This is a genomic window from Pelagihabitans pacificus (genome assembly GCF_009371985.2).
Classification (GTDB): Bacteria; Bacteroidota; Bacteroidia; order Flavobacteriales; family Flavobacteriaceae; genus Pelagihabitans; species Pelagihabitans pacificus.
Window position 1 is genome coordinate 307,809 of record NZ_VIKU02000004.1, and the last position, 24,748, is coordinate 332,556.

The window sequence follows — 24,748 nt, forward strand, 5'->3', positions numbered from 1 at the left end:
GTGGCGTATACCGGTTGGGTAGGCTATAAATCTGCCCTAGTCGTCAAGGACCGATTGCTTTTCAGACTCGTTAAATATCTTCGATTGCGAAATATAACCTTTGATGTATTTTTTTATCTCCGGGTTTTCAACACTTGATAGGTGGTTGAGAATGAAGTCTTTGTCTTCGTCCAGATTCTTTTTGTAGCCTGTAATCTTTGGGGCATTTTCCTTTACACTGAGGCGAACGTACCTGATTTCGATATTGTTGGGGGCTTTCTCTACCGCATATTCCAAAAATGTTATCCCTTCCTTAAAAAACATTTTCTTCTCTTTTACCGTTTTCGCATATTTGGCCAGCATCGTAGTCACTCCGCCTTTGTAGGCGATGAGCACATCATCTTCCCCTTTTGAAATAGTTGAAAGATCTTGATATAACCGTGTCGCGGCCTCCCCATCCGTGGAAGCTTCACGATAGCTTTGCCGCACCTCGGAGATATCCGGAACGGGTAGGATAGAGAATAGTAATCCAACAATCAACGCTGCCACTTTCATCACTAGCCGACTATTTTAAAGGTTGCACTTAGTTTTAGTGCCAAAGTATCCTCAAAACTTACAGAACTTTTTACTTTTACGAAATCTTCCTCTTCGGATGTATCCAGTATCAGTTGAATCGTGTCGTTTTTTTCCGGGTTGATGATGGCCATGAACTTGATATTGGAGGCTACCGATAAAAAAAGCTCTTTCCCGGTGGCCTTTTCGGTGAGTTCTTTTATCATTTGAATCATACATACCCCGGGCATTACGGGATTTCCGGGAAAGTGTCCTTTAAAAACCGCATGCTCTTTATGCAATTTTACCGAAACCAGGATTTTTTGCACCTCTTGTTCGAAACTTACAATGGAATACAATCCTTTTATCAGCATGGTCGCAATTTAAGGTTTAAATAGCTTTAAGGCTAATTTTCAGTTTGAAGTTGTGGTGCTGGATGTCAATCTTCTTTGCAATGTTATTACTTATTCCCGAAAAAAGGAAAACTACTTTTTTCTTTCCATTTTTAGCTCTTATGATTTGTAGTAATCGGTCATTTTCGAACACATAATAATGGTTTTTCCCCAAAATCGAAGCCTTTTTGAGCATCTTGGAGGCTTTGCTAAAATTTTCGATACTTTGAATACTTTCCGTGGTTAGGGCCAGGAAGTCTCTTTTGAGCACACTGACCAAGATTTTCCTATCGAGTTCCTTGATAATTCTATTAATGGTCAGGTTATCTCCCTTTAAGGAAAAATCAAATAGGGTATTCCCCATTTCGGTCGTAAACGCTATACGGTGGTGGTCTTGGCCTAACTTCTTAATGACCAAAATACCACCGAACGAACGGTCGAACACCTCTATGTTCGATTTATATACATAATCTATGGATGGATTTGAAAAGTAAGGGTTGCATACTACGGTTGTTTGGACCTTTGAAGCCACGTATCCGTTTTTCTTTGGATAAGAGGCACAGCCTACCAATAAAAGAAAGAGACTACTGAGTAAAAACCGCATCGGGGAGGGGTTGGTTCTGTGTTCGGTTGCTGAAGATGATCTGGGTATAATCGCCGGAAGGTTCAATCATTTTGACCTCCTCGACCTCTCCGACCGTACTGAAGGTAATGTGAAAAGCACTTATAAATTCTGCAAACTGCGGGTCTTTAGGAATAAAATGTACCAAGTCGCCATTGTCTTCTTTATAATAGGAAATATCAAAAGTGGCATCGTCGAACATATCCCCTCTTATACTGGCCGCAATCAGTTGGTTAAGTTGCTTAAAGATTTTATTATTTCCCAAATCCATATTGCTCTTTTTACCATCGTCGTTAATATAGAGGGTCTGATTTTTGAACAAGACAGCATAGGAAAAGGGTTCGGTATATTCCCACTTTACCCAATCGGGTGCCTTGAAGGCCAAGGTCCCTTTTGATATGATGTCGTTCGACAAAAAGTCCAAATGCTTGTACTGTGTAAAGTCGCTGCTGATCGTTCTTGTGGCCTTGGCGACGGCTTTGACCTTCTTTCTCAGTGCACTTGCTTCCCCAGTGTTCATTTTGGTCTGCGCACCAAGTGGCAAGGAAAATAGAAATAGCCACAAAAATCCGATTGGGATGAACAGTTTCTTGGGAACAGAGTTCAAAAAGGGGAAAGGGTTACGCATACGCTTTTAACTGCAACAATTTGTCCACCGGGACCGATTGTAAATGGTTCTCCTGCAAAAATAACAATAACTGTTCCAAAACGGCGATTGTTTTTTCGCTGGTGTCGTGAAGCAATACGACATCCCCTTTTGAAATTCTGGAAGTAATTCGTTTTAGAATATTGGAGGCAGTTCGTGGGGTCGTATCCAGCGAGCGTACATTCCAACCAATGGAATAAAGCTCCCGGGCCTTGACCGCTTTTTCTATCTGGGGATTGGTTACCCCAAAGCAAGGCCTATAGAGTTTCATCTCGAGCCCCGTTAGGTCCTTGACAAGCATGTTCGTTTTCCTTAACTCTTCAATCACCCTGTTCAGCCCAAAAAAGCCGAACGATTTGGAATGGGAATAGGTGTGGTTGCCAATGCTGTGACCATGATCGATGATATCCAGTAAGATTGTTGGATGCTTTTCTACTTGTTTTCCTATACAGAAGAAGGTGGCCTTGGCATTGTATTGTTTCAACAATTTCAACACTTTTGGCGTAAACTCGGTATTCGGACCGTCATCAAAGGTAATCGAGACCCAGTTTTCATCAATTGTCTTGTTGGAGTGGTATGACTTTAAATGATAGTTCCAACGTATCAAAAAAGAGCCAAAAAGGGTAATTACCAACCACGAAAAAACCGTCAGGACAAACCACCACCATGAAACGGGAACGAAAAAACTAGTAATGGCAAGTGTTGTAAGGACACCAATGGTCAATGTATTTAAGGCACGTCGTTTTAGCATCGGCGGAGTAGTACCAGGCTGTGATTTTCACCACGATACTGATTGTATAATAAGATCGTCTTAGGTCGGGATACTTCCAATTGATTCAGTTTCACTGCTGTGGGAACGGTTTGGCTTTTCAGGATTTTGGCGGCCAGCCAAAAACCGAAACCACTGGCTGTATCAAATTCTCCGGAAAGGTGTTTGTAATAGGCTTGAGGCGTGTTTTTGAAAATACCCTTGCCCAACAGTTCGTAATAGGAATCAAAGTCGATGTCGCCGTTGTTGCCAAATATCGCCAAATCGAGTTCTTCGGGGGTCAATCCGTTCTGTCCCAAAAATTGGGATACCTTTTCCGAGAGCACACTCTTGGATAAGGTATTGTAGGTAGTTATAGCAACCAATTCCCCATAAGTAGAAGACTGTTTTTGCCCGGAAAGGACAAAAAAGTGAGCACCTTCGGCCATGACACAGCCCTTTGAATTTGATTGCAGTAATTGGCTAGAATCCACCGGTTTGTGCTTAATATGATCGATGAGTCTATGGGTATCCACGTGGTGGTCTACCAGCTCATCGACTCCACCGACCAAAATATTAGTGGCTTCCTTATTTCGAATCTGCATCAGGGCGTCGAGCAGACTTGATTCGAAAGAGATCGCGGAATGTACGTAGGTGAAGTTATAGCCCTTGCAGCCGACTCCCAAGGCTATTTGTCCCGAAACAGTGTTATGGGATGATTGTATAAAGCGGGTAGGGGTTAGGAATTGTTCCTTGTTGTCAATGATGGCGCTCACGAATTTCTCCGAATCCCCGATACAACCGAGTCCGGTACCTACAATGATGGCGTCTATATTTTCCACTCCGGCCTCCTCCATTGCCGTTTTGGCACTTACGGTACTCATTTTGATGCCCTTGGCCATTCTACGAGCGGCTGCGGGCGTAATGTATGCCTTGTAGTCGGGCTCGATCACCCGAATCGTGGTATCATTATAGGTGACGATTTCCTCCAAAAAGTCCTCGTTGTTGAAGGTTTTCTGGGCAGAAACCGAGCCGACGCTATTAATATAAACCGCTTTCATTATGCTTTTTTGGAAAATAGCAGGGTGGTACAGTTACCTCCGAAACCAAAGGAATTTGATAGGATGACATTCAATTGTTCTTTTCTGAGTTCGGTCTCCGGTACCAGTTCGAACTCTTTCATAGGCGTTTTGAAATTCAGGTTAGGGTAAATCGTATCGTTCTGCAAGGCCAGTACCGAGTATACGGCTTCGACAGCACCGGCGGTTGCCAAAGTGTGGCCCGTAAACGCCTTGGTAGAACTGAATTTGGGTACCTTTCCTTCAAAAATACGAAGCATGGCACGACCTTCGGAAAGGTCGTTATTAGGAGTAGCCGTGCCATGGGCGTTTACATAGTCGATTGCTTCGGGCGTCAAACCTGCCACTTTTAGGGCCTTTTCCATCGCCAAGACCGCGCCATCCCCATAGTCAGAGGATGCCGTCTGATGGAAGGCATCATTGGCATTGCCATATCCTTTCACATAACCCAAGACCTCTTTGCCTTCTTTCTCGACCAAGCTGTCCGATTCCAGGACCAAGTAAGCCGCTGCCTCTCCCAAATTGAGTCCTTTTCGGTTCTCATCAAAAGGAGTGTTGTAGGTATCCGATAAGATCATTAGGGTTTTAAATCCATTGATGGTAAATTTTGAGAGACAGTCGGCCCCACCGACCACGACTCGATCTAGTTGTCCCGATTTGATCATGCGGGCACCCAACATTATGGCATTGGCGGCGGAAGAGCAAGCGGTACTGATCGTAGTGGCGAAACTTTCTTCCAATCCCAGGTTACGGGCAATCTTTTGGGTTGAATCCCCTGCATGGAGCCCATTGATGTGATGCCAGGCATCGTTGTTCTCAAAATACTCGTAAAAGTATTGTTCGGATTTGTCCATTCCACCGACGGTAGTTCCGGAAATAAGGCCGGTTCGCTCTTTGTTGATGTCCGATATTCCTGCTTGCGCTACCGCCTCCTTTGCGGCGATAACACCTAATAATGAAGTTCTGGACCACGAATTCTTTGGAAGCCCGAGTCGTTCTTCCAATTCGGAATTGGTCAGGGAGACTTCGCCGACCATGATCTCGTTCTTATGTACAGTTTCTATTTGGGAAATCTTCGAAATACCGATTTGCCCGGAGATGAGCGATCGATAATTTTCCGCCACGTCTTCACCGATGGCGGAAATAATTCCCATACCGGTAATTGCTACCCCTTTACCCATACGAACGCTTCATCTAAATTTTCAGCCGTAAAAATACGAATATCCGATGTTTAAATCGAAGTTTTGACAGGTAGCTTTTTGATTCTGGATATCTTCCAAAAAATAGCAATCAGGTGTTTACTTAAAGAACAGATCTTTGAGAAGAAAGAAATTGGGGGTCAAGCTCCTTTTTGTTGTGTAATGTAGGTCGCCATGGTTTCGACCGATTCAAAGATTTGCCGACCTTCCTTTGGATCGGCCAATTTGATGCCGTAGTCTTTGTCGAGCATCACAATGAGCTCCAGCGCATCGATAGAATCCAAACCAAGGCCCTCACCAAAAAGGGGATCGCTGTCCCCAATGTCATCGACCGATACATCTTCCAAATTAAGTTGCTCAATGATTTTCTCCTTTAATTCTAATTTTAAATCGGTCATGAAGTCTGGTATAATTGGTTTATCTTCTTCTTCGAATGGGTAAAAATACCATTCTTTGCCACAACGTACAAAAAGGCATCATATTTTTCGTTATCGAGGTCCATCCATCCGCATAACACCTTTTCCGCCCTCTGCATCTTGAGTAGACCATCGGCATAATCAACCAACGGGTCCGCCCTGAATTGCTCAAATACAAAAAAACCATTTTCGGAAAATAGTCGATGCTTAATGCTAATTTCCCCCAGACAGATATTGGGTAAGGTATAGACGAATACGGCCGGACTCGGATAATAATGATCCGCCTCTTCAATGCTTTGCTGATGTCGACGATCTGTATCCAGGCTTGCCGCACGATTCGATAAGACCAAGGCGATGTTTTTCTCGGTCATATTCTTCAGGAGCAGGTCGGAAGCGATCAGGGCAAGCTTGCTCAAGGCATCCATCTTAAAGAACTTGGGGTATTGGGTGTCCAGAGTCTTATAGGCTTCTTTTATAAACGGTAAAAAATTGGTTTCGGCACTTTCAAAGACCGTAGCACCATTTAACGAAATTCGCTGATCTTTGATGCGGCAGTAACTCTCGATGTGATATTTTTCCATCATTTTTCCGCTACTTTTTTAAAAATAGCCGCCGTATTGCATCCCCCGAAACCGGAGGCGGTCTTCAAAAAGGTTTCGATCGGTTTGGGGGTTGTTTTCTTAATGATGTTCAAAGGCTCCGATACCCCCAACTCTTGGAATCCTTTGGAGGCGAACAACGTATTTTGATGAAGGGAATGCATACCGATGATCGTTTCCAATAGTCCGGAGGCCCCAAGCGTATGGCCAAAATAACCTTTTAGGCTGTTCATAGGGGTATTTTGCAAGCCAGACCGGTTGAAAGCGATGGCTTCCATTTCGTCGTTAAACAAGGTCGCCGTTCCATGGGCCGAAATACAGTCGATGTTGCCTGCATTCAGTTCCGACTGGGCCAGGGCGGCCACTATACTCCTGTAAAGGCCTTCTCCTGTTCGTGAAGGGCCGGAAATATGATTGGCATCATTGCAGGAGGCTTCCCCCAGCAATACCACCGATTCTTCCGCTAAATGAGTGGTTTTTTTTGTTACCAAAACGCTGGTTCCGACCTCTCCGATATTGATTCCCGACCTGTTTTTATCATAGGGTCTGCACGGTTCATCGCTTAGTGCCTGAAAAGCATTAAATCCTGATAGGATAAATTTGGTGACCAAATCGCCGCCTACCACGAATACTTCGTCATAGGTGCCTTGTAGAATAAAACGTTTCGCGATCGCGATGGCCAATACTCCCGATACGCAAGCGTTGGAAAGCACGAGGGCTTCGTTTTGAAAACCGAAAAAATGTCTGATTTTTTCACCCAATTGACCGAGATAGGCGCGACTCTTGGGAAAGGGGTTCTCAGGCTCCAGCACATCGATATTTCCTTTGGTCGTAGAAATGATCAGGCCTACTCGGTCGGTTAATTCGAGTTGAGAGGCCCTAATGGTTTTTTCGAGGGAAACGAGTAGCATTTTTTCCAAGTGCGTATGTGCTTCCTTTGGTCGAAGTTGGGCATAGGCTTCCTCCAGTGTTTCGCTAGCTACTTTGGAAGCACAGTAATGATTAGGGAGTAGATGCTTATCATGAATTTGTCGCAGGCAGGCATCTTCTTTTTTGATGCCTTCGACCGCGGCCGCCGTATCGAAGCCATAACCTGAAACAATGTTATTATATGAAAGGTACACCTTATTCACTGAGAAGGCCCATTTTTTTCTTCCATTCCATAAAGAATTCGGGAATAACCAAAGAGAGTTCCCCTCCAAGTTCAACGAAAACCTGGACAGTCTTTCCCATGCAGACGACCTGTCCTGCGGGATTTTTGATTTCGTATTTAAAAATCATCTTTGCGGCTGCGGTGTCAATATAAGTAGTCTTTATTGTAGCCACATCGCCGTACGTCAGCGGCAACTTATGCTCGCATCTTGATTCTACGATGGGAGTGGAAAAATTATGTGCTTTTTGGTCGAGATAAGAGATGCCGTGATGGCGGCCAAAGGCTTCCCGGCCATCTTCAAAATACTGTATGTAGTTGCCATGCCATACAATTCCCAGTGGGTCCGTTTCGGCGAATCGCACCCTTACCTTACTTGTAAAGCTGATTTCTCTTTTGGTTTTAGACGGCATTTTTTCTTGCATAATAATAGATAGCGATAAGGGTGGTTACGATGAAAAAGCCACCTAAAAGGGCTAGTTCGGGTATGATGTCCGAGAAGCCCACATTTCGCAAAAATACATCATAAAAAGCATTGAGTCCCCAATTCATGGGGGAGAGATTGGATACCGTTTGCATGAACTTAGGCATGGCAAACACCGGTACCCACACACCGCCTATTGCCGCCAGGATCACCACAAAAGTTGCTGCAAAGGGGGCCGATTGCTCCTGTGTCTTCGCGATAGTGCCCAATAAGAGTCCGAGCCCTACCGCTGCCAGTCCCGCAAAAAAGGCAACTACAAACAAAAGAGGCAACTTATTGGCGATTTCAAGCTTGGGCAACCCTATTAACGGGAAAAGATAGAGGCCTACTAAAAGCATCAACGCAAACTGGACAAGGGCCACCGATAAAAAAACGATTGTTTTTCCACCCAAGACGGTGGCATACGGCACTGGTTGGGTGCGAAGGCGTACAAAGGTGCCCTGGTTCTTTTCGTTTACCATGTTAATGCCCAAGGGCAAGATGATAAAGAATATAGCGAAAAGTGTCCATGCAGGAATGTTGTGTTGCGTGGAATTCGGAACAACCGGTTTTTGGTTGTTGCTGGGATCGATTTCCCTAAAAGTAATGAAATGTTGCGTATCGAAAATCACTTCCGATTCGTCATCGGTCAGCTGCTCTTGAAAAGCTTTGTAGATGGTTTCGCTCTCTATTTTTGAAATCATTTGGTCGATGTTACTACGTACCGAGCTTTTGAAAGACTGTTGGGTAGCGGGATCGAAATAGAGCCGCACCTCTTTCGGCTTATATTTTGATCTGACCAAGGGAATGTTTTCTTCCTCCATACCGAATCTCGAAAGGATATTCTCGACATTTTCGGCTACTTTTTGTGCCAAGTCTTTCGAAAGGTCTTGTGGGATTACGATAGCCAACTGATACAGGCCTTTTTGCACGTGCTCTTGGGCTTTTTCCTCATCAGTGCCTTTTACCACCTCAAAAAGGTCGGAAGCATCCAAATTCGCAAGGATGCTTTCGGACACCGTCCCTTCATCCTTATCAATGAGCAATATTGGAATCTTTGATGTCTCCAAGGTCTTAAAAGTACTGTCCTGAATGGTGGTGATGGTGATGACTAACAAGAGGGGCATTAAAAACAAAACTGCCAAGCCCCCAAGGTCTCTGGTTAGTAATAGTATTTCCTTGTATGTGGAGGCCCAGAGTTTATGCATGGTCTCTCATGGCTTTACCGGTCAGTTTCAGGAATAGGTCCTCCAGATGTCGTATTTCGTGTTGATTCGCAATTAGCTCCGAAGGTCGCCCTTGACAGATGATTATCCCGTGGTCGATAATGGCTACCCTGGTACAGAATTGTTCAGCTTCGTTTAGATGGTGCGAGGTATATACAATGGTAGTACCATCTGTATTCAGTTTTCGTAGATGGTCTATGATAACGGTCCGGGATTGTACATCGACCCCTACGGTAGGTTCGTCGAGAAACAACACTTTCGGACGGTGTAAAATTCCCGAAATTAGATTCAGGCGCCTTTTCATTCCCCCAGAGAAGGTTTTTGTTTTTTTTTGGGCAAAGTCGGTAAGCCCTAGGATTTCGAGTTGTTTTTGGATAGTATCTCTAAGTGATTTTCCTTTTAAACCGTACATCGAGCCAAAATATGTAAGGTTTTCAAAGGCGGTCAGGGTAGGATACAGGGCATATTCTTGGGGAACGATACCAATGAGCCGTTTTAACTGGTTTTTATGGGAGTGGTAATCCAGTCCGTTGATGGTGAAACTTCCCGAGGAGGGTTTCAGCAAGGAACAAAGCATTGATATTAGGGTGGTCTTCCCCGCTCCGTTTGGTCCTAGGAGCCCAAAAATTTCACCTTCTTCAACGGTTAGGTCCAAATTGTATACTGAATAGTCGGTAGCGCCTTTATATTTTTTGGAAAGTTGGTTTATTTGAATCATTGCATTGCTGAATTCATCCGGAGGGATGGTTCTTAATTACTGTTTGACGCCTTCTATACGGCTCGTTTCAACTTCCCAAAAAAATCAGCTTCCCTTTTGCCAAGGGCTTCAAGTTGATCGGCCACCTTGTTGTAAGCGTCGTTTTGCACACTTCGATTCTTATAAATTCGAGAGGCATCCAAGGCAAAATCGCGCCATTGATCCCCGATTTCGGTCATTTCTTGGGAAAGCTCAAAAAGCATGCTATTATTCAATAATTTGCTGGACTCTTGTAAAAAAGCAGCGTAAATGTATCGAAAACCACCCCCTCCTGTTCCGATTTCCTCTTGCATGCGCACTATCTGACCCAAATAGTGATTGGCCTTTTTGCTTCCATGTTTCTCGGGCCATTTACGAATCATTTTCGCAACCGTTCGTATTCCCTTGGCCCCCACAATAGGAACTGGGGCCAACATATCCCGGCAAGTGTGTTTGATTCCCTTTCTGATTGCCGGTTCCAATTCGAAGGTTTCGGGAAATGAGACAGGATAGTACATGTGGCCCTTCGGGGCAAAAGGACCTTTGGCATAGCGCACTTTTTCCAGTTGTTCTTCGGTAAGGGTGGTCACATGTTGCATCACGGGATCACTGATCAAATAAGTATCGTCTTCCTTACCGTAGACCACCAGATTATGGGCATTGAAGTGAAATCGATATTCGTCGGGAAAATAGACCAGGTTATACACGCCTACTTGTAGCCCTACCGGATTGTTATTCCTCAGATTTTCATCGAGTCTTGCTTTCGCCTTTTTGGGATCATTGAATTTTTCCCGTTTTATTTCAACGCCTACTCTTTTGGCAAAGCGATTGAAAATATAGCCGGCTAAGGCCCTGTAGGTAATCAGGGGTGCATAGTTGATCTTTAGAAAGGGGATATAACAGTACAAGAGTCCGGAACCAACGCCGAACACCATCGGCTCGCTTACTTGATAGCCATTGTGCCTCATTAGGTTGGAAACCACTCCATTTTCACAATGGGCCGATTGTTGGTGCTCGAAGTCTATTTTCATATATCGGTACTCTCTATGTTTTTAAGTCGCTCGACACTTATATCGAACACCTCGGCGTATTTCCGAAGGGTTTTTTGACTCAACCTTTTGAAGACCGAGGGCTTAAAATGTCGTTTTACCCGCCATTGCCACATTCCTACGTAACTAGCGAGTATGGCAGGCTCCATTTTACAAACCTCCATATAGTATTCGATAGGGCTGGTCTTGTTTTCCAATACTCTTTTTTTGGCATCGGCAATCCGTTCTTCAATCGCTTTTAAGGCATTGTCGAGCGCAATGGTTTTCGCCTCCCATCCAGAACTCAGTGCCGTAGTGTAGTTGCCTTTATCGTCTACCGCATAGCAGAGTTCCTTGCCATGCTCTTCCCTGAAAAAACTCTTGTCCTGAGGTACTTCTTCCTTTTTCACTCCTTGGAGGGTTTAACGGCTATCGTATTCCGTGGATTAAAAAATTAAAAGTACAAGCTACGATTAATTCTCCTTTTCTAAAAGTAGTAGCTTCCATGGTACAAAGGCTAAAGCTTTCATCGTCATATCGAGACAGTAGTTTTCCCTTGGTGACAATACGTTCATTTACCGATGGCAATTTCTTGACCTCAATTTTTTTGATGGCACTGATATAGGCAATTGCGTCACCAATTTTTTGGTTGTTTTCATCGTCGTATACATAGCTCTGGGCAACAATGGCAGCGCAGCTCTGCGCAGCATTTTCGATAAGTCCCGATTCAGAGAGCAAATCGTTCCGAACAAAAATACAGTCCGGTTCGATGTCGAAACAAGTCTCTACCGAGGAGGCATCGAGATACGGCATCGAAGTCGTCATGAGCATCGGTTTCCTATGTGGCAGATATTTTCTTAAATCGATATTACGCCTTATTCCCTTCACTTAATTTGCCAATGCGGTTTTCATTTCACTTCGCGCAAGAACTACCCCATCGCAGCTAACCTTCGCCCGCACCAAGGTAATACCCATAATATCATGAAGTATTTCCACAGAGGTCTCCAATCTGTAGCCCACCTCGGGCAACGAAAGTACTTCGGCTTTTTTGATGGCGCCGATATATCCTATTGGCGCTTTCTTTTTCTCCAAAAAACATTTATATCCCGTGTGCAGTGCAACGGTTTGCGCCATATTTTCGATGAGTCCGGGAGCAAGGAATCGATTTTGGAAAACAAATAGATGATTGTTTGGAATGGTGAAGCCGGAGACAATCTCGGTCTTGGAGAAATGATAAAGGGCATCTACCATCACAAAGGGTGGTTTCTGCGGAATGAGGCTTTGAAGAAAGTCGACATCCGTAATATCCTTTTCCAATAGATTCATTTAGTGTACCGTTAAATAGGCATATGTATAAGAAAAACGGGCACTTTCGGGAACAAACAGTAGAATCCTGTCTCCTTTTTTGAGTCTTCCCGAATCCACGAGTTCCTCTAACATCACGTAAATCGAAGCAGCTCCGATATTCCCAACTTTTTCTAGATTCAAGAACCATTTGTCCCAGGGCATTTCCACGCCTTCATTTTTCATCTCATCATAAAATCCCTGCTTGAAGTAGTTCGATGAAATATGGGGCAGATAGTAGTCGATTTCTTTTGGTGAAATGCCGTGTTTGGCATAAGCCTGTTTTAAACTATCGACAGCTTTCTGGAGAATGAATTCATCCAGCAGTTTCACATCTTGCTTTACCGCGAAAAGCGATTGTTTTCCCCACTGATCTGCCGGATAATCGCTCCAGGGTTTTAAACTACCGTCCGCTAGTTTTTCGCCGCCGGCATACATGCACGTCTCCATTTCGAAGGCATAGGAATATCCTTCCATCCATTCGATTTTCAAGGAAACCGCTCCTTTGGGCTGGTTCTCGAGCAAAACGGCACCTGCCCCGTCAGATAGCATCCATCTTAAAAAGTCTTTTTCAAATGCCAAAATAGGATTGGCTTCCAATTGCTTCAGTGTGGCTATTTCCTCCTCGAAAATATTGGTCCCCATTCTTGATGAGGATCTTTCCGAGCCGGTACAGACAGCATTATCCACCTGCTGCGATTTCACCGCAAGATATCCGAATTTAAGCGCATTCATACCAGAGCAGCAAACCCCGGAGGCCGAATTGATTTCTAGATTTCCATTCTTTAACAAACCATGCACCATGGCCGCGTGGGAGGGTAACAATTGATCAGGGCTCGAGGTGCCGCAGGAAAGCAATTGAATATCGTTGAGAGTGAATTGGTCATTGCATAGGTTTCGTACGGCCTGTTCGGTCAATTGGGCATTGTTATGGGTAATCTCCCCATTTTTATCAATGGCATAGTATCTCGTTTTAATCTGGTTACTACGAAGCACAATGCTCTTCGCCCTTGACGGTCTACCATTTAAAAGACCCAGGCGCTCTTCCATTTGGTCGTTGTCGACCGGTTCGTTGGGTAAAAATTTGGCTATTTTAGTAATGTAAACATCTTTCATAAGACAATGCCCCTGCTTTTGTGGTCATTTGTAAAAAATCTTTCGGTCTGCATCCTCATTTCTTACGAACCTTTTATTCGTAATCAAATGTAACATCCTACTTCAAATCAACCGAGGAGTAATACTTGATATCCTTTTGTATTTTTCTATAGAAAAGTACGTAAGTCAGCAAAAATACGATAAAAACGATAGGGGCAATAATCCAAATAGCAAATTGTAAATAGTATTTGAAACCCCTAAGCCATCGTTTTCTGCTAGCGGTACCCGCTTTACTTTTTTTGGTTACCAATGCAGCCCATTTCGAAAAGATAACGTTCCCTCTTTTATCGGTTTGAATCAAAGCCGGTTTTATCGTTACCGCGTTCAATCCAAGAAGTTCATCCTGAAGTTTGCTAAAATCTCCTGAAAGCAAGCATGCTTTGATAGGCCGCCCGAATTTTTTTGCCTCCGAAATGTCTTTTTTTGAGACTCCCGGTTTGGGAAAGATACCGAGGTAACGGTCTTTCTTGCCCCTGAGCATCCAATGCTGAATGGTAATTACGCTAAGGTGGTTGATATGTCTATCGACCAGGGCGATATTACCAACCAGCTTCGCCTTGCAATTGATTAAAAGCCTCTTCAATTTTTCCTGGGATTGATACCACATATTACGGGCGCCGATCACGGTCACGACCTGGGTGTCGTGCAGTAATTTTTTGGCTGCATCGGATTTCAGGAATGAATTTAGTGGAATTGAGGGCGACAAATACCAAACTTGGTGTCCTAGAATGACCAAGTCGTACTTTTTACCCATTACCTCGGGTCTCGGTGGATGGACTTCATGGGGAGTCTGAAGAAATGAATCCGGAAAGGCATCCAAAAAATCTTCTTCTTTCCAAGGGAAAGGGAACGGTTTTTTGGGAATGATCTCATGATAGGTGATGTTGATATTTTCGTCCTTTAGGGTCGAGACAATATTGTTGATAATATCGAACAATTGTCCCGTTTGGGAATAGTACACCACTAAAACTTCTTTCATTGCTGGCTCTTGTCGTTCCAAAAATCAAAATAATTAAACCACTGTAAGGGATACTTCTCCAGAATCCATTCCAGATTTTCTGTGTATTCCTTTAGTAACGCATCGGCATCCCGTTTTTTTGCGGTCGAAGTTCTGGCATAAAGATGGTACTTTTTTTTGGGTTCCTTCATGACATAAACAAACAAGACAGGTACTTTCAGCCGGGAGGCCAGTAAAAATGGTCCTAAGGGAAACTTGGCTTTTTTTCCTAAAAATAATTCTTCTTGAAACTTTGAACCCTCTAAGAAACGATCCCCGGTAAAGCAGACCAACTCCCCTTTGCTCAGGCTATCGTGAATTTCAAAAATGTGGGACAGATCTTCCTTGACCAAAATAAACTTTACGTTCGATTTGGCCTTAACGGTCTCCATGTACGACTTGATCTGCTCGTGTTCGGTATCCCAAGTTACCACACTTATCTGCGATATTTCACTTACGTCTTCCAGGAAATATTCGGAAACCTCGAAATTGCCTGCATGGGCACTTAAAAGAATGCCTCCTTTTTTTTGTACCAACAGTCGTTCTATGTTCTCGATACCATCAAATTCGTAAGTAAAGCGTTCCCTAAGACCTGCGGAAATCGTAGCGCGGTCAATAAGCGTTTGTCCGAAAACGTAGTAGCTTTTATAGATGCTGAAAAGGCTCTTGGTCTTTGAGTAGCCTTGTCGTTTGCGAAGATAATAGTAGATTGCCCTAGAGCTTTTAAGCGAAAAGATACAGTAATAAAAAACGACGAAGTGCAGTAAGAGATACGATGCGTTAAGGCCTAAATATTTAATGAAAAAGATATATATCTTATAGCCTAATACGGTTCCCTTGGATTTTCCTTCCCACTCCGCTGCCATTCATTGTCATTGTTTTGATCGATTAGTCCAGCTTTCTTTCGATCAAGTCATAAAAGTCTTGGAGGGTGACTATGTTGACAAAGTCATCGCCCACTAACTTCACTCCGAAGTTACTTTCAACGGCAACCACCAAATCCACAAAATCCAGACTATCCAACCCGACGGATTCTTTCAGATTTGCACCAGGGACCAGTTCTTCGGGATCGACTTCAAATTCATCGATAAGGAAGGCATCGATTTTTTCAACAATAACTTGTTTGGTCATTATCATCTTTCAATAGCATTTTTTACGATCAAAGCGGAATTCGTACCACCGAATCCGAATGAATTGGACAAAAATACGTCAATTTTTTTATTTAACGTTTTCTTAACGATGTTTAATTTGGCCGAAATCTCATCAGGGTTTTCCAGATTGATATTCGGTGCTATGAACGAATGCCGCATCATGAGTATCGAATAGATGATTTCGCTTGCTCCGGCCATCCAACACTCGTGGCCCGTCATTGATTTGGTCGAACTAACATAGGGATTACTGGCACCAAAAACCTCCAAAATGGCGGAGGCCTCATTGGCATCGCCCACTGGTGTGGAAGTGGCATGGGCATTGACATAATCGACATTGGCAGCCTCTATATTCGCTTGGTCCAGAGCCCGGTTCATCGCCCTTGCCGGACCTTCAACATTCGGCGTGGAAATATGGTCCCCATTCGATGAAAAACCATACCCTATGATTTCACCCAAAATAGGTGCTTTGCGTCGTACGGCCGACTCGTAACTTTCCAGTATTAGGGTTGCCCCACCACCACTGGGTACCAACCCGTTTCTGTCTTTATCGAACGGTCGGCTGGCTTTCCGAGGGTCATTTTCATGCATGGCGAATACACCGAGGCCGTCAAAACTACCAAAAGCCAAATGATTTACTTCTTGGGCACCCCCGGCGATGATACATTCTTGTAGGCCACTTTTTATCAAATGGTAGGCCGTACCTATCGAGTGAGATCCACTTGCACAGGCGGCACTAATCGTGAAATTTACGCCCCTTAGCTTAAAAATGGTAGAAAGGTTCATGGTCACTGTAGAGTTCATGGCCTTAAAAATGGCTCCCGAACCCACCAGGGTGGTATCTTTTTTCTCCCGCATAATATCTATCGATTCAATGACCGATCGGGCAGTACTGTCATTCCCATAAATGATACCTACTTCATTCCTATCCAAGTAGTCTTGATCTATCTTGGCGTTTTCCAGGGCCTCCAATGTGGCTACATAGGCATATTGGGCTTCCTCGCCCATACTAATGCGCTGTCTTCTGTTAAGCAATCCTTTTAGGTCTGGTTCTTCCACGGCACCGGTAAGGGGCGAACGATAGCCAAAATCAGCACGCTCCTGGTCATATACGATTCCCGACCGGCCTTCATAGAGCGATTTCTTCACTTCGTCTAGATTCTTGCCGATGCACGAATAAATGCCCATTCCCGTAATGACAACTCTCCTCATTGCTTTTTTGTAGGATGTTACGAATAAATACCGCCGTTGATGTTGATTACCTCCCCTGTGATATATCCTGATTTAGAGGAAGCCAGAAACGATACGAGATGTGCTACCTCCTCGGCTTCCCCAAAACGATTGGCGGGCACCATTTTCTTTAATTCCGCTTCGTTCAATTCGCTGGTCATGTCGGTTTTGATGAATCCTGGTGCAACGGCATTTACAGTAACGTTTCTTTTTGCAACTTCTTGTGCAAGTGCTTTAGTCGCCCCAATAACCGCCCCTTTTGCCGCTGAATAATTGGTTTGACCCGGAGTGCCTTTTAATCCGGAGACCGAAACCATATTGATGATCCGGCCATATTTGTTGACCAACAGTTTTTGAATCAACGGGTTGGTAACATTGTAAAATCCATTTAGGCTGGTGTTGATGACATCGGACCAATCTTCTGGTGGCATCCACATGAACAATCCATCCTTGGTGATGCCGGCGTTGTTCACCACTACCTCAATGACCCCATTTTTATGGTTTTCATGCCAGTTGTCCAAACTCGATTTTACTTGCTCCGTGTTCGCCACATCGAACTGGATCAATTCCCCTTTGCCTCCGGCCGCTTCTACCAAGCGAAGGGTTTCCTCGGCCGCCTCCTTACTACTGTTATAGTTGATCAGGATCTGATAGTCCAAATCCTTTGCCAACTGCTCGCAGATGGCGCGACCTATTCCGCGCGATCCCCCGGTAACCAAAGCGTATTTCTTTTTTTCCAATTTGTCGGACATATCGATACTTTTACCACATTGGCAGGCTATTTCACGCTAACAAATGGTTCCGCGTTCTCAAACCACTTGTTTCCGAGAAGCTCTCCTTTTTCATTTAGAAAACCCCATCCTTTCTTTGATTTGATACGGGCCATTCCATCGACAAACCCTTTTTCCTCCGCACCTTTTAAAAAGGCAAGGCCCGCGGTGATGTCGTACTCCATGGGGATTACCAAGTTTCCGGTCTTGTCGATAAAGCCCCATCGTTTTTCCTTAACAGGTGCCAGTCCATTTTCGGCAAAGATCTCCGCATCCCGATATTTAAAATCAACAACGGTTTCCCCTTTGTCGTTGATATAGCCCCATAATTTACCGTTTGCCACTGGTGCCAGACCGCCTGAAAACGCCCTTGCCTTGTCAAAAGTCGGGGCGATTACCCATTCCCCCTTGCTGTTTACAAAGCCTACTTTCTTATCCTTCCGGGCATAGGTCAAACCAGAGTCTCCGTGAAAGTTCCATACCTTATCGGCGCCTTCAACGGGATGAAAGGTTCCATCGGCCACCACTCCGAAAACACCGTTCTTTTTGGCATATACCCCTGCGGGATGATAGGTATTTCCTATTTCTTCATATTCTGCGGGGATTATCTCCTCTCCCTTGTTGTTGATCATACCCCAATACACCCCTTTTTGAACCTTTGCGTGACCATTTCTGAACTTTTTGATGGACTCGTAGGCAGGTTCCGCTACCAATTTACCGTCGGTGCCCAAAAGGCCCACTTTATCCATTTTTCTATAAATGGCTACCCCATCGTTAAAATCGTAGTACTTATCGGTAGCGGGTACGTCCAAAACCTCGCCAGATTTTGTGATGTACTGCCACTGGTCGTCTTTGTTGACCAGCGCAATTCCGGAATCGAAATACTTTACCTTGTCGAATTGAGGTTCAATGGCCCACTTACCGGAAGCATCGATATAGCCCCATTTATCGTCTTTTTCGACTGCTGCGAGACCATTGGAGAAACTCTTGGCCTTTTTGAATTGGGGTTCTATGGCATAGTTCCCCGATTTGTCGATATAACCGAAACGGTCGCCTTCGCGCACCAAAGCGAGCTCTTGGGCATAGGAAGACACAACTGTCAATAGTACAAGGGAAAGAATCGCATAAATTTTTCTCATGATTTCTTATTTTGATGGTTGATAATATAGTTCTTAACAGCATTTACATAAGGATACATAATCAGATCCTCTTTGAATGGGGGAACTATATTTCGGACTGCATCGTACATTTTCCTGGTCTTGGTCGATACCTTATCCTGTACGCCGAGATATTCAATGGCCTGCACCACCGTAATCATTTCGATGGCTATAATTTCAAATGCATTTTCAATCACCCTTTTGGTAATTAGGGCTGCATTGGTGCCCATACTCACGATATCCTGATTGTCGTTATTGTTGGGGATACTATGAACATACATGGGGTTCGATAACATTTGATTTTCAGCAGTAGTCGAGGTCGCCGTGAACTGAACACCCTGCATCCCAAAATTCAGACCCAGGGTTCCCAGATTTACAAAAGGGGGTAGAATATCGTTCAACTTCGAATTTAATAAATAATTCAACTGCCGCTCTGCAAGCATGCCCATTTTAGTAACCACGATTTTTAACTTGTCCATTTCAAGGGAAACGTAGTCACCGTGAAAATTACCGCCATGGTAAACGTTCTTTTTCTCGAGATCCACTATGGGGTTGTCGTTGGCAGAGTTTACCTCCTCGATCATAATTCGCTCCACATCGTTCAACGTGTCCAGAACCGGCCCCAGGATCTGGGGCACACATCGCAGGGAATAATACTCTTGTACCTTTTCCTCAAATACTTGTACTTCATCGGTCGCCACATATAAATGATGTTCCCTTTTCCTCGTCAAGGTACTATCCTTAAGATGGCTTCTCATCGACCTTGCTATTTCACGCTGACCCAAGTGTTTTTTGGTTTCGTTGATTTCCTGGCTCAAGTGATCATCGTAGGCCTGAACAATTTCATTGATGGCAGAGGAGCAGCAAATCATCCATTCGAGCAGTCTACGGGTGTAGATGGTATTGACCACGCCGATACCGGTCATCACCGAAGTGCCGTTGATCAAAGCTAGGCCCTCGCGTAATTCAACATGTATCGGTTTTATTCCCTCTTTCTCGAATACGGTTGCGGTAGGTTGTCTCTTCCCTTCATAAAAAACCTCTCCCTCTCCTATAAGGACCAGGGCCAAATGGGCCAATTGAACCAAATCCCCGCTGGCCCCCACACCCCCATGTTCATAAATAAGCGGCGTTATATTCTTGTTGATCAAGGAGGTCATTACCTCGATTACCGATTTGTGGACACCTGAATTCCCTAGACTAAGCGTATTAAGCCTTGCCAACATCGCTGCCTTAACGTACTTGGGGGGAATAGGGTTTCCAGTGCCCGAGGCATGGCTGCGAATCAGATTGTACTGCAACCGAATGGTTTCTGAATCCTTGATTTTGTACTGGGCCATGGGTCCGAAACCTGTATTTACCCCATAAATGATCTTATTCTTGGAAAACTCCTTTAAGAAATCAAAACTCTTTTGAACAGTCTTGAAAACTTCCTTATCAACCTCGATTGGTTCTTCGTCAAAAATAACACTGTAAAATTCCTTTATTCCTAGCTTTCCTTTAATTTTCGGCATGTATGGTTGATTCTGTCGGGTATAAGTGATACTTTAGTAAATAAAAATAGGGATTTTGGTTGGCAAATTTATAATAATTGGTGAATCTATTCCCCAATTTTAAAAGGAATGAAGTAAAAGTTATCCGTCGCATACCTTGTAATTAAACCATTTTTCTCGGTCACTTGTAACCAGCTAAAAACCAGTTCATGCAAAGCGAAAATGTTGATGTGTTGATTATAGGCGCCGGACCCTCCGGTTCAGTGGCCGCTGCCTATCTTCATAAACAGGGATTGTCAATTAAGGTAGTCGAAAAAAACCGCTTTCCACGTTTCGTTATAGGGGAGAGTCTAATCCCTCGCTGTATGGACCATTTCGATGCCGTGGGGCTGCTACCTTGTTTGAAGGCCAAAAACTTCGAAGTCAAAAGTGGGGCTCGCTTTATCAATAACAAGGGAGAGATTTGCGAGTTCGATTTTAGCGAAAAGCATGGGGATGGATGGGATTGGACCTGGCAGGTACCTCGAGCCGATTTTGATATGACCCTCACTGATGAACTACAGAAATGGGGTGTAGCCATTGATTTTGAAAAAGAGGTGGTTGGAGTTGATTTTGAAAAGGATGGCTCCTCGACAACCACCCTGAAGGATGTAAACGGAAACCTGAGCACCATTGACGCCAAGTTTATCATAGATTCCAGTGGATGGGGAAGGGTATTGCCACGTCTACTTGATTTGAACAAGCCTTCCGAGATACCCGAACACGCTACCATTTTCACGCACGTTAAAGACACCAGAAGACCCAAAGGCCGGGAAGGTACCATGATTACTTTTGATGTAATCGATACGGATACCTGGTTATGGGTGATTCCCTTTTCGAACGGGGATTGTAGTATAGGGTATGTAGGTACTATTGAATATTTGGACTCCTTTGAAGGAACCCCTACGGAAAAGCTTCAGCAAATGATGAGGCTTTCAACGTATTATTTTGATCGTTTCGACGGGTTGGAGTATCTTTTTGAACCCCGAACGATTAAGAGTTATTCGGCATCGGTCAAGCAATTGTACGGTAATGGTTATGCGCTTACAGGGAACAGTGCGGAGTTTTTGGACCCCGTATTTTCGTCCGGGGTAACTTTTGCCGCAGAATCTGCCCATTTGTCGGCCCAATTGATCGCGAGGGAGTTGAAAGGGGAAACCGTAAATTGGCAAGAGGAATACACCAATTATATTATGTACGGAGTCAACGTATTTTCGACCTATGTAAAGGAATGGTATACAGGCAATCTGCAGAAAATCTTTTTCCATAGTACGGTGAACACCGGTATCAAAGCGCAGATTTGTGCTGTATTGGCCGGCTATGTTTGGGACCTTAGCAATCCGTTTGTAAAAAACCATGACCGTTTGGTCAAAACCGTGGCCCACATCGCCGATATGGAGATGGAAAGGACCCTTGATTCCTAAATATCGTTCGAACCATGTACAAAAAAACGGACCACCTAAATCGAGTGGTCCGTTTTTTTGTTCTATCTGAATTTAAAATGCTTTCTTCGAAATGAGTTTGGCCAACGACTTTGCGGTTTTGGCATAGCCTTCCCCGACCCTGCTTTCATTGCTATAGTTATTGCCCCATTGATCTCCAGGTGCATTCTTGCTACTGACCTCCAGTAAAATAGTGTCCTTGTTGGAAGTCTCTACGAATTTAAGATTGGTCGTCACCTTCGCAGGCTGCTTCATAATCCCTGCATCCCAACCGGGATAAAGCCATACCGTTTCTACGATTAAGGTATACGGGGTATCCGAAAGATCTTCGGCAAAGTAAATGTCTTGTTCATTGCCCAGGTATTTGTTTATTAGTTCGAGAAACTTTGGCTGCCAAATGAGGGTGGGGCTGCTTTCCCATGCTTTTTCCCAGGTTTTTCCCTTTCCCCTCGCTTTTTCCTCGAGGTCGGCCGAGCGATTGGTCACGTATTCCTCATTGGTGAGATTGTCTTTCATCAAGCGCATGTTGTCGTATACGAATTCTACGTTGATTTCCTTTTGACCTTTTATGAAATCGAAACCGCCTTGTTCGACTTTCATTTTTTGTGCCTGTACCGCGAAGCAAGCAAGGAATGTACAAAGAGTAATTAGCTTTTTCATGGGATAATGTGTTTGATTTTACTATTGGTTAATGTCTTTAAGGCACTGAAGTTAACGGAAACATTCAAAAAAAGACAAAAATTACCGTAGTTATTTCAGTCATCTACTGCAGCAAATACCATCTGCCGAAATTTCCATCCGGTATCGTCTTTAACCTCCCCCTGGGTCTGTTTCATTAAAATACCGATGATATTCTCCTGGGGATCGGCGAAATATTGTGTATTGAAATAACCGCCCCAATCGAAGGTCCCGGCGCTGCCTTCACCGCCCGCATCCTGCCCCTGTAGGGTGACCACGCCGAACGCAAGACCGTAGTGTTTGGTGCCTTCGGTGAATTTTTCTCCGGTCTGGTTCCCCATTATACTTCTTACGGTGGTTCGACTTAAAATCCGGGTGCCGTTGAGTTCTCCCCCGTTGAGGTACATTTGAAGAAAAGTGGCGTAGTCTTTTGCAGTACTCGAAAGTCCCGCCCCGCCGGAGAAAAAGCATTTGGCCCCTTTGATAGGATAGTCGGTATCGTAGAAGGTAATTGGATATTTCCGCCACTCGCCATCTACCTTGTGTTGTACGGTGACCAATCGGCCGTACTTTTCTGGCGGAAGGTAGAACCGGGTATCGTTCATGCCCAAGGGATCAAAGATGCGGGTTTTTAAAAACTGATCGAAGGGCACGCCCGATACTACTTCGATGAGGTAGCCAAGTATGTCGAGCCCTTCGCTATAGGTGAATCGATCACCTGGATTATGGTGCAATGGAAGTTTTGCCAATTTTTTTACGCTTTCTTCGATACTGATGTTTTTGGTTGTAAACAGATCGGTAATACCTGCTTTCGTGTAGATTTTTTTGAAGCGCTCGTCGCCGTCGATGACACCATAACCAATACCCGAAGTGTGGGTAATCAAATCCCGAATGGTTATTTGATCTTCTGCCGGTTTGGTGGTGTAGGTAGAATCGGTTTCGTAAAAACTGTCTAGGATTTGTGCTTCCCCAAATTCGGGAATGTATTGCGAGATCGGGTCGTCCAAACGAAATTTCCCCTCTTCCCAAAGCATCATGACCGCCGTGGAGGTAATGGCCTTGGTCTGGGAGGCGATGCGAAAAATCGTATTCTTTTCCATGGACTTTTTGGCGCTGTTGTCGGCCATTCCATATGCCTTGTGAAAGACGATTTTACCGTTCCGGGCGATAAGGGCCACTGCACCCGGGAGTTCGTTTTTATCGATGGTTTCTTGTAACATGCCATCGATTTTTGCCAAACGGTCGGGAGACATTCCTACCTCGGTCGGGTCCGCTTCGGAAAGTGTGGGTGATTTTTGTTGCGAGGGGGTTTGGGCCGTTGTCGTAAAGACAAAAAAGCATAACAATAAGGTTGCAAGTCTATTTTGCATAAGGTTTTTTTGATTAAAATACTTGGAAACGACATCCGTCAACCAGGCTTAACAAGGTAAAAAAAAATCGTTTCAAAAAAAATTTAGAGAGGATGGTAAGTACATGGTCTTAACAACTGTATCATCAATATAAGGCGACACTACTTGGGAAGGATTGGTTTTGGATTCATCCTCTTGGCAATTAGTACAAAGTGTTTGTGCGGTTACTTTAGCTAACTGCAAATTCCTACCCTTAAGTGAAATTGCACCTCCCCCTACGTTCCAAAAGATTAAAAAGAACAAACCCCAGAAAATAGGCGACGACGTCGAGCCAGTCTGCCGTATACCGGAACTCGATTTTTGGCAAATACCATTCAAAGTAAAAACAGAACAGCACTGTAACGATGACTTGGGCAGGTAGGGGAAGGGTGATTTTGTCACAAGATTTGATGTAACTCGCTGCCTTTTGAATTGTCTTAAGAACAAGGGGCATACAAAGGAAATCGTTTAAATGGTTATTGACCATTTGTGGGAGGGGATATCCGACCTGTTGTAAGATATAAATGAAGGTTGCCAGGGAAACAAAAAAGGGAAAGTACCAACCTTTCAAAAGGATAGCGCCCTTTATTTTGATAGCATTGGATGGTTTATTTTTAAGCGGCCACATAACCAATGATAAATGCCAAAAATGAGCCTATTGCAATAATTATTACCCAAATTGAATAGAAAAATTTAGCGGTGAGGCGTATGAGCGGATTTTCGTTTTTTGTCGCCTTCTCAAAGAAAACGGTGATACGGTTTTTTGGCCGTTTTTCAATAGAGGCTTTCTTTTCGACTGCACTTTGTTCTCTTTGTAATCGCCTCTTAAGATTTATATTTATTAGTTCTCCACACTTTTTACAGTAGTCGCGATTTAAATTCGTTGTTCCACAATTCTGGCAGATTCTATACTTTTTTTCGCCCATATGATTAGTTCAATTAGTTCACCTGAATTCCTGGATTTTGCACGGTAAAAAGAATGTAGTCATTAGGTAGAATGCTATGAAAAACTTCTTGTTGCAAAGGTAGTCATAGCCATGAAAACAAGTATCGGATACGAATTGAAAAGGGT

General features: G+C 44.1%; 29 protein-coding genes. 1 reads left to right on the forward strand and 28 read right to left on the reverse strand.

The features are described 5' to 3' along the window. Positions 1-36: 36 nt before the first annotated feature. From FK220_RS14465 to FK220_RS14585, 25 genes are all read right to left on the reverse strand, one after another. A complete protein-coding gene (locus FK220_RS14465; protein ID WP_152575052.1) occupies positions 37-537 on the reverse strand; it encodes a hypothetical protein in 501 nt (166 codons plus the stop codon). Further along, positions 537-905 carry a hotdog family protein gene (locus FK220_RS14470; protein WP_152575053.1) on the reverse strand — a complete coding sequence of 123 codons (369 nt, stop codon included), beginning with the start codon at positions 903-905 and terminating at the stop codon, positions 537-539. Before FK220_RS14470 ends, FK220_RS14465 begins: the two co-directional genes overlap by 1 nt. 16 nt (positions 906-921) lie before the next feature. Continuing rightward, on the reverse strand, positions 922-1,527 hold the full coding sequence (locus tag FK220_RS14475; RefSeq protein WP_152575054.1) for a hypothetical protein: 606 nt from the start codon (positions 1,525-1,527) through the stop codon (positions 922-924). Continuing rightward, the gene (locus tag FK220_RS14480; protein WP_238719035.1) at positions 1,508-2,173 is read right to left on the reverse strand and encodes a LolA family protein; all 666 of its coding nucleotides are present in this window, start codon (positions 2,171-2,173) and stop codon (positions 1,508-1,510) included. Before FK220_RS14480 ends, FK220_RS14475 begins: the two co-directional genes overlap by 20 nt. After that, entirely contained in the window at positions 2,166-2,942 is a 777-nt protein-coding gene (locus FK220_RS14485) for a polysaccharide deacetylase family protein (protein ID WP_152575055.1), read from the reverse strand. The genes FK220_RS14480 and FK220_RS14485 overlap by 8 nt, the downstream gene beginning before the upstream one ends. After that, entirely contained in the window at positions 2,936-4,000 is a 1,065-nt protein-coding gene (locus tag FK220_RS14490; RefSeq protein WP_152575056.1) for a beta-ketoacyl synthase N-terminal-like domain-containing protein, read from the reverse strand. The genes FK220_RS14485 and FK220_RS14490 overlap by 7 nt, the downstream gene beginning before the upstream one ends. Continuing rightward, positions 4,000-5,199 carry a beta-ketoacyl-[acyl-carrier-protein] synthase family protein gene (locus FK220_RS14495; protein WP_152575057.1) on the reverse strand — a complete coding sequence of 400 codons (1,200 nt, stop codon included), beginning with the start codon at positions 5,197-5,199 and terminating at the stop codon, positions 4,000-4,002. The genes FK220_RS14490 and FK220_RS14495 overlap by 1 nt, the downstream gene beginning before the upstream one ends. A gap of 158 nt (positions 5,200-5,357) precedes the next feature. Next, a complete protein-coding gene (locus FK220_RS14500; RefSeq protein WP_152575058.1) occupies positions 5,358-5,615 on the reverse strand; it encodes a phosphopantetheine-binding protein in 258 nt (85 codons plus the stop codon). Beyond that, a complete protein-coding gene (locus FK220_RS14505; protein ID WP_152575059.1) occupies positions 5,612-6,217 on the reverse strand; it encodes a 3-oxoacyl-ACP synthase in 606 nt (201 codons plus the stop codon). Before FK220_RS14505 ends, FK220_RS14500 begins: the two co-directional genes overlap by 4 nt. Next, positions 6,214-7,365, reverse strand: coding sequence for a beta-ketoacyl-[acyl-carrier-protein] synthase family protein (locus FK220_RS14510; RefSeq protein ID WP_152575060.1), 1,152 nt, complete (start codon positions 7,363-7,365; stop codon positions 6,214-6,216). The genes FK220_RS14505 and FK220_RS14510 overlap by 4 nt, the downstream gene beginning before the upstream one ends. Further along, positions 7,358-7,795, reverse strand: a complete 438-nt coding sequence (locus tag FK220_RS14515; protein WP_238719036.1) for an acyl-CoA thioesterase — start codon at positions 7,793-7,795, stop codon at positions 7,358-7,360. The genes FK220_RS14510 and FK220_RS14515 overlap by 8 nt, the downstream gene beginning before the upstream one ends. After that, on the reverse strand, positions 7,785-9,053 hold the full coding sequence (locus FK220_RS14520; RefSeq protein ID WP_152575062.1) for an ABC transporter permease: 1,269 nt from the start codon (positions 9,051-9,053) through the stop codon (positions 7,785-7,787). Before FK220_RS14520 ends, FK220_RS14515 begins: the two co-directional genes overlap by 11 nt. Beyond that, positions 9,046-9,789: an ABC transporter ATP-binding protein gene (locus FK220_RS14525; protein ID WP_152575063.1), complete on the reverse strand. Its 744-nt coding sequence runs from the start codon at positions 9,787-9,789 to the stop codon at positions 9,046-9,048. Before FK220_RS14525 ends, FK220_RS14520 begins: the two co-directional genes overlap by 8 nt. Positions 9,790-9,842: 53 nt before the next feature. Then, positions 9,843-10,838: a BtrH N-terminal domain-containing protein gene (locus tag FK220_RS14530; protein ID WP_152575064.1), complete on the reverse strand. Its 996-nt coding sequence runs from the start codon at positions 10,836-10,838 to the stop codon at positions 9,843-9,845. Beyond that, complete coding sequence (locus FK220_RS14535) at positions 10,835-11,245, reverse strand: hypothetical protein (RefSeq protein WP_152575065.1); 411 nt, start codon at positions 11,243-11,245, stop codon at positions 10,835-10,837. The genes FK220_RS14530 and FK220_RS14535 overlap by 4 nt, the downstream gene beginning before the upstream one ends. 19 nt (positions 11,246-11,264) lie before the next feature. After that, positions 11,265-11,660: an ABC transporter permease gene (locus FK220_RS14540; protein WP_152575066.1), complete on the reverse strand. Its 396-nt coding sequence runs from the start codon at positions 11,658-11,660 to the stop codon at positions 11,265-11,267. A gap of 63 nt (positions 11,661-11,723) precedes the next feature. Further along, on the reverse strand, positions 11,724-12,161 hold the full coding sequence (locus tag FK220_RS14545) for a hypothetical protein (RefSeq protein ID WP_152575067.1): 438 nt from the start codon (positions 12,159-12,161) through the stop codon (positions 11,724-11,726). Continuing rightward, a complete protein-coding gene (locus tag FK220_RS14550; protein ID WP_152575068.1) occupies positions 12,162-13,295 on the reverse strand; it encodes a beta-ketoacyl-ACP synthase III in 1,134 nt (377 codons plus the stop codon). A gap of 97 nt (positions 13,296-13,392) precedes the next feature. Then, the gene (locus FK220_RS14555; protein WP_152575069.1) at positions 13,393-14,313 is read right to left on the reverse strand and encodes an NADPH-dependent FMN reductase family protein; all 921 of its coding nucleotides are present in this window, start codon (positions 14,311-14,313) and stop codon (positions 13,393-13,395) included. Next, positions 14,310-15,197, reverse strand: coding sequence for an LpxL/LpxP family acyltransferase (locus FK220_RS14560; RefSeq protein ID WP_152575070.1), 888 nt, complete (start codon positions 15,195-15,197; stop codon positions 14,310-14,312). The genes FK220_RS14555 and FK220_RS14560 overlap by 4 nt, the downstream gene beginning before the upstream one ends. Positions 15,198-15,219: 22 nt before the next feature. Continuing rightward, positions 15,220-15,462, reverse strand: coding sequence for an acyl carrier protein (locus FK220_RS14565; protein ID WP_152575071.1), 243 nt, complete (start codon positions 15,460-15,462; stop codon positions 15,220-15,222). Between the two features lie 2 nt (positions 15,463-15,464). Further along, positions 15,465-16,691 (reverse strand): beta-ketoacyl-[acyl-carrier-protein] synthase family protein, encoded by a 1,227-nt coding sequence (locus tag FK220_RS14570; RefSeq protein WP_152575072.1) that lies wholly within the window; start codon positions 16,689-16,691, stop codon positions 15,465-15,467. A gap of 17 nt (positions 16,692-16,708) precedes the next feature. After that, the gene (gene fabG, locus FK220_RS14575) at positions 16,709-17,461 is read right to left on the reverse strand and encodes a 3-oxoacyl-ACP reductase FabG (RefSeq protein WP_152575073.1); all 753 of its coding nucleotides are present in this window, start codon (positions 17,459-17,461) and stop codon (positions 16,709-16,711) included. 26 nt (positions 17,462-17,487) lie between these two features. Continuing rightward, positions 17,488-18,618, reverse strand: a complete 1,131-nt coding sequence (locus FK220_RS14580; protein ID WP_152575074.1) for a WG repeat-containing protein — start codon at positions 18,616-18,618, stop codon at positions 17,488-17,490. Then, on the reverse strand, positions 18,615-20,150 hold the full coding sequence (locus tag FK220_RS14585) for an HAL/PAL/TAL family ammonia-lyase (protein WP_152575075.1): 1,536 nt from the start codon (positions 20,148-20,150) through the stop codon (positions 18,615-18,617). Before FK220_RS14585 ends, FK220_RS14580 begins: the two co-directional genes overlap by 4 nt. A gap of 188 nt (positions 20,151-20,338) precedes the next feature. Between FK220_RS14585 and FK220_RS14590 the strand changes: the two genes are divergently transcribed. After that, a complete protein-coding gene (locus FK220_RS14590) occupies positions 20,339-21,592 on the forward strand; it encodes an NAD(P)/FAD-dependent oxidoreductase (protein WP_152575076.1) in 1,254 nt (417 codons plus the stop codon). Positions 21,593-21,664: 72 nt separating this feature from the next. Here the strand turns inward: FK220_RS14590 and FK220_RS14595 are convergent, their stop codons facing one another. The 3 genes from FK220_RS14595 to FK220_RS14605 all read right to left on the reverse strand — a co-directional run bounded on the left by FK220_RS14595 (position 21,665) and on the right by FK220_RS14605 (position 24,602). After that, a complete protein-coding gene (locus FK220_RS14595) occupies positions 21,665-22,270 on the reverse strand; it encodes a hypothetical protein (RefSeq protein WP_152575077.1) in 606 nt (201 codons plus the stop codon). Positions 22,271-22,365: 95 nt separating this feature from the next. Then, positions 22,366-23,658, reverse strand: coding sequence for a serine hydrolase domain-containing protein (locus FK220_RS14600; RefSeq protein WP_152575078.1), 1,293 nt, complete (start codon positions 23,656-23,658; stop codon positions 22,366-22,368). 632 nt (positions 23,659-24,290) lie between these two features. After that, positions 24,291-24,602 (reverse strand): hypothetical protein, encoded by a 312-nt coding sequence (locus FK220_RS14605; protein WP_152575079.1) that lies wholly within the window; start codon positions 24,600-24,602, stop codon positions 24,291-24,293. Positions 24,603-24,748 lie beyond the last annotated feature (146 nt).

Coding starts and splice junctions, on each gene's coding strand:
- FK220_RS14480 (WP_238719035.1), bottom strand. CDS start 2,173: ATGCGTAACCCTTTCCCCTTTTTGAACTCTGTTCCCAAGAAACTGTTC.
- FK220_RS14470 (WP_152575053.1), bottom strand. CDS start 905: ATGCTGATAAAAGGATTGTATTCCATTGTAAGTTTCGAACAAGAGGTG.
- FK220_RS14500 (WP_152575058.1), bottom strand. CDS start 5,615: ATGACCGATTTAAAATTAGAATTAAAGGAGAAAATCATTGAGCAACTT.
- FK220_RS14485 (WP_152575055.1), bottom strand. CDS start 2,942: ATGCTAAAACGACGTGCCTTAAATACATTGACCATTGGTGTCCTTACA.
- FK220_RS14565 (WP_152575071.1), bottom strand. CDS start 15,462: ATGACCAAACAAGTTATTGTTGAAAAAATCGATGCCTTCCTTATCGAT.
- FK220_RS14590 (WP_152575076.1), top strand. CDS start 20,339: ATGCAAAGCGAAAATGTTGATGTGTTGATTATAGGCGCCGGACCCTCC.
- FK220_RS14495 (WP_152575057.1), bottom strand. CDS start 5,199: ATGGGTAAAGGGGTAGCAATTACCGGTATGGGAATTATTTCCGCCATC.
- FK220_RS14605 (WP_152575079.1), bottom strand. CDS start 24,602: ATGGGCGAAAAAAAGTATAGAATCTGCCAGAATTGTGGAACAACGAAT.
- FK220_RS14570 (WP_152575072.1), bottom strand. CDS start 16,691: ATGAGGAGAGTTGTCATTACGGGAATGGGCATTTATTCGTGCATCGGC.
- FK220_RS14600 (WP_152575078.1), bottom strand. CDS start 23,658: ATGCAAAATAGACTTGCAACCTTATTGTTATGCTTTTTTGTCTTTACG.
- FK220_RS14595 (WP_152575077.1), bottom strand. CDS start 22,270: ATGAAAAAGCTAATTACTCTTTGTACATTCCTTGCTTGCTTCGCGGTA.
- FK220_RS14475 (WP_152575054.1), bottom strand. CDS start 1,527: ATGCGGTTTTTACTCAGTAGTCTCTTTCTTTTATTGGTAGGCTGTGCC.
- FK220_RS14530 (WP_152575064.1), bottom strand. CDS start 10,838: ATGAAAATAGACTTCGAGCACCAACAATCGGCCCATTGTGAAAATGGA.
- FK220_RS14520 (WP_152575062.1), bottom strand. CDS start 9,053: ATGCATAAACTCTGGGCCTCCACATACAAGGAAATACTATTACTAACC.
- FK220_RS14545 (WP_152575067.1), bottom strand. CDS start 12,161: ATGAATCTATTGGAAAAGGATATTACGGATGTCGACTTTCTTCAAAGC.
- fabG (WP_152575073.1), bottom strand. CDS start 17,461: ATGTCCGACAAATTGGAAAAAAAGAAATACGCTTTGGTTACCGGGGGA.
- FK220_RS14550 (WP_152575068.1), bottom strand. CDS start 13,295: ATGAAAGATGTTTACATTACTAAAATAGCCAAATTTTTACCCAACGAA.
- FK220_RS14540 (WP_152575066.1), bottom strand. CDS start 11,660: ATGACGACTTCGATGCCGTATCTCGATGCCTCCTCGGTAGAGACTTGT.
- FK220_RS14580 (WP_152575074.1), bottom strand. CDS start 18,618: ATGAGAAAAATTTATGCGATTCTTTCCCTTGTACTATTGACAGTTGTG.
- FK220_RS14555 (WP_152575069.1), bottom strand. CDS start 14,313: ATGAAAGAAGTTTTAGTGGTGTACTATTCCCAAACGGGACAATTGTTC.
- FK220_RS14490 (WP_152575056.1), bottom strand. CDS start 4,000: ATGAAAGCGGTTTATATTAATAGCGTCGGCTCGGTTTCTGCCCAGAAA.
- FK220_RS14585 (WP_152575075.1), bottom strand. CDS start 20,150: ATGCCGAAAATTAAAGGAAAGCTAGGAATAAAGGAATTTTACAGTGTT.
- FK220_RS14515 (WP_238719036.1), bottom strand. CDS start 7,795: ATGCCGTCTAAAACCAAAAGAGAAATCAGCTTTACAAGTAAGGTAAGG.
- FK220_RS14525 (WP_152575063.1), bottom strand. CDS start 9,789: ATGATTCAAATAAACCAACTTTCCAAAAAATATAAAGGCGCTACCGAC.
- FK220_RS14560 (WP_152575070.1), bottom strand. CDS start 15,197: ATGGCAGCGGAGTGGGAAGGAAAATCCAAGGGAACCGTATTAGGCTAT.
- FK220_RS14505 (WP_152575059.1), bottom strand. CDS start 6,217: ATGATGGAAAAATATCACATCGAGAGTTACTGCCGCATCAAAGATCAG.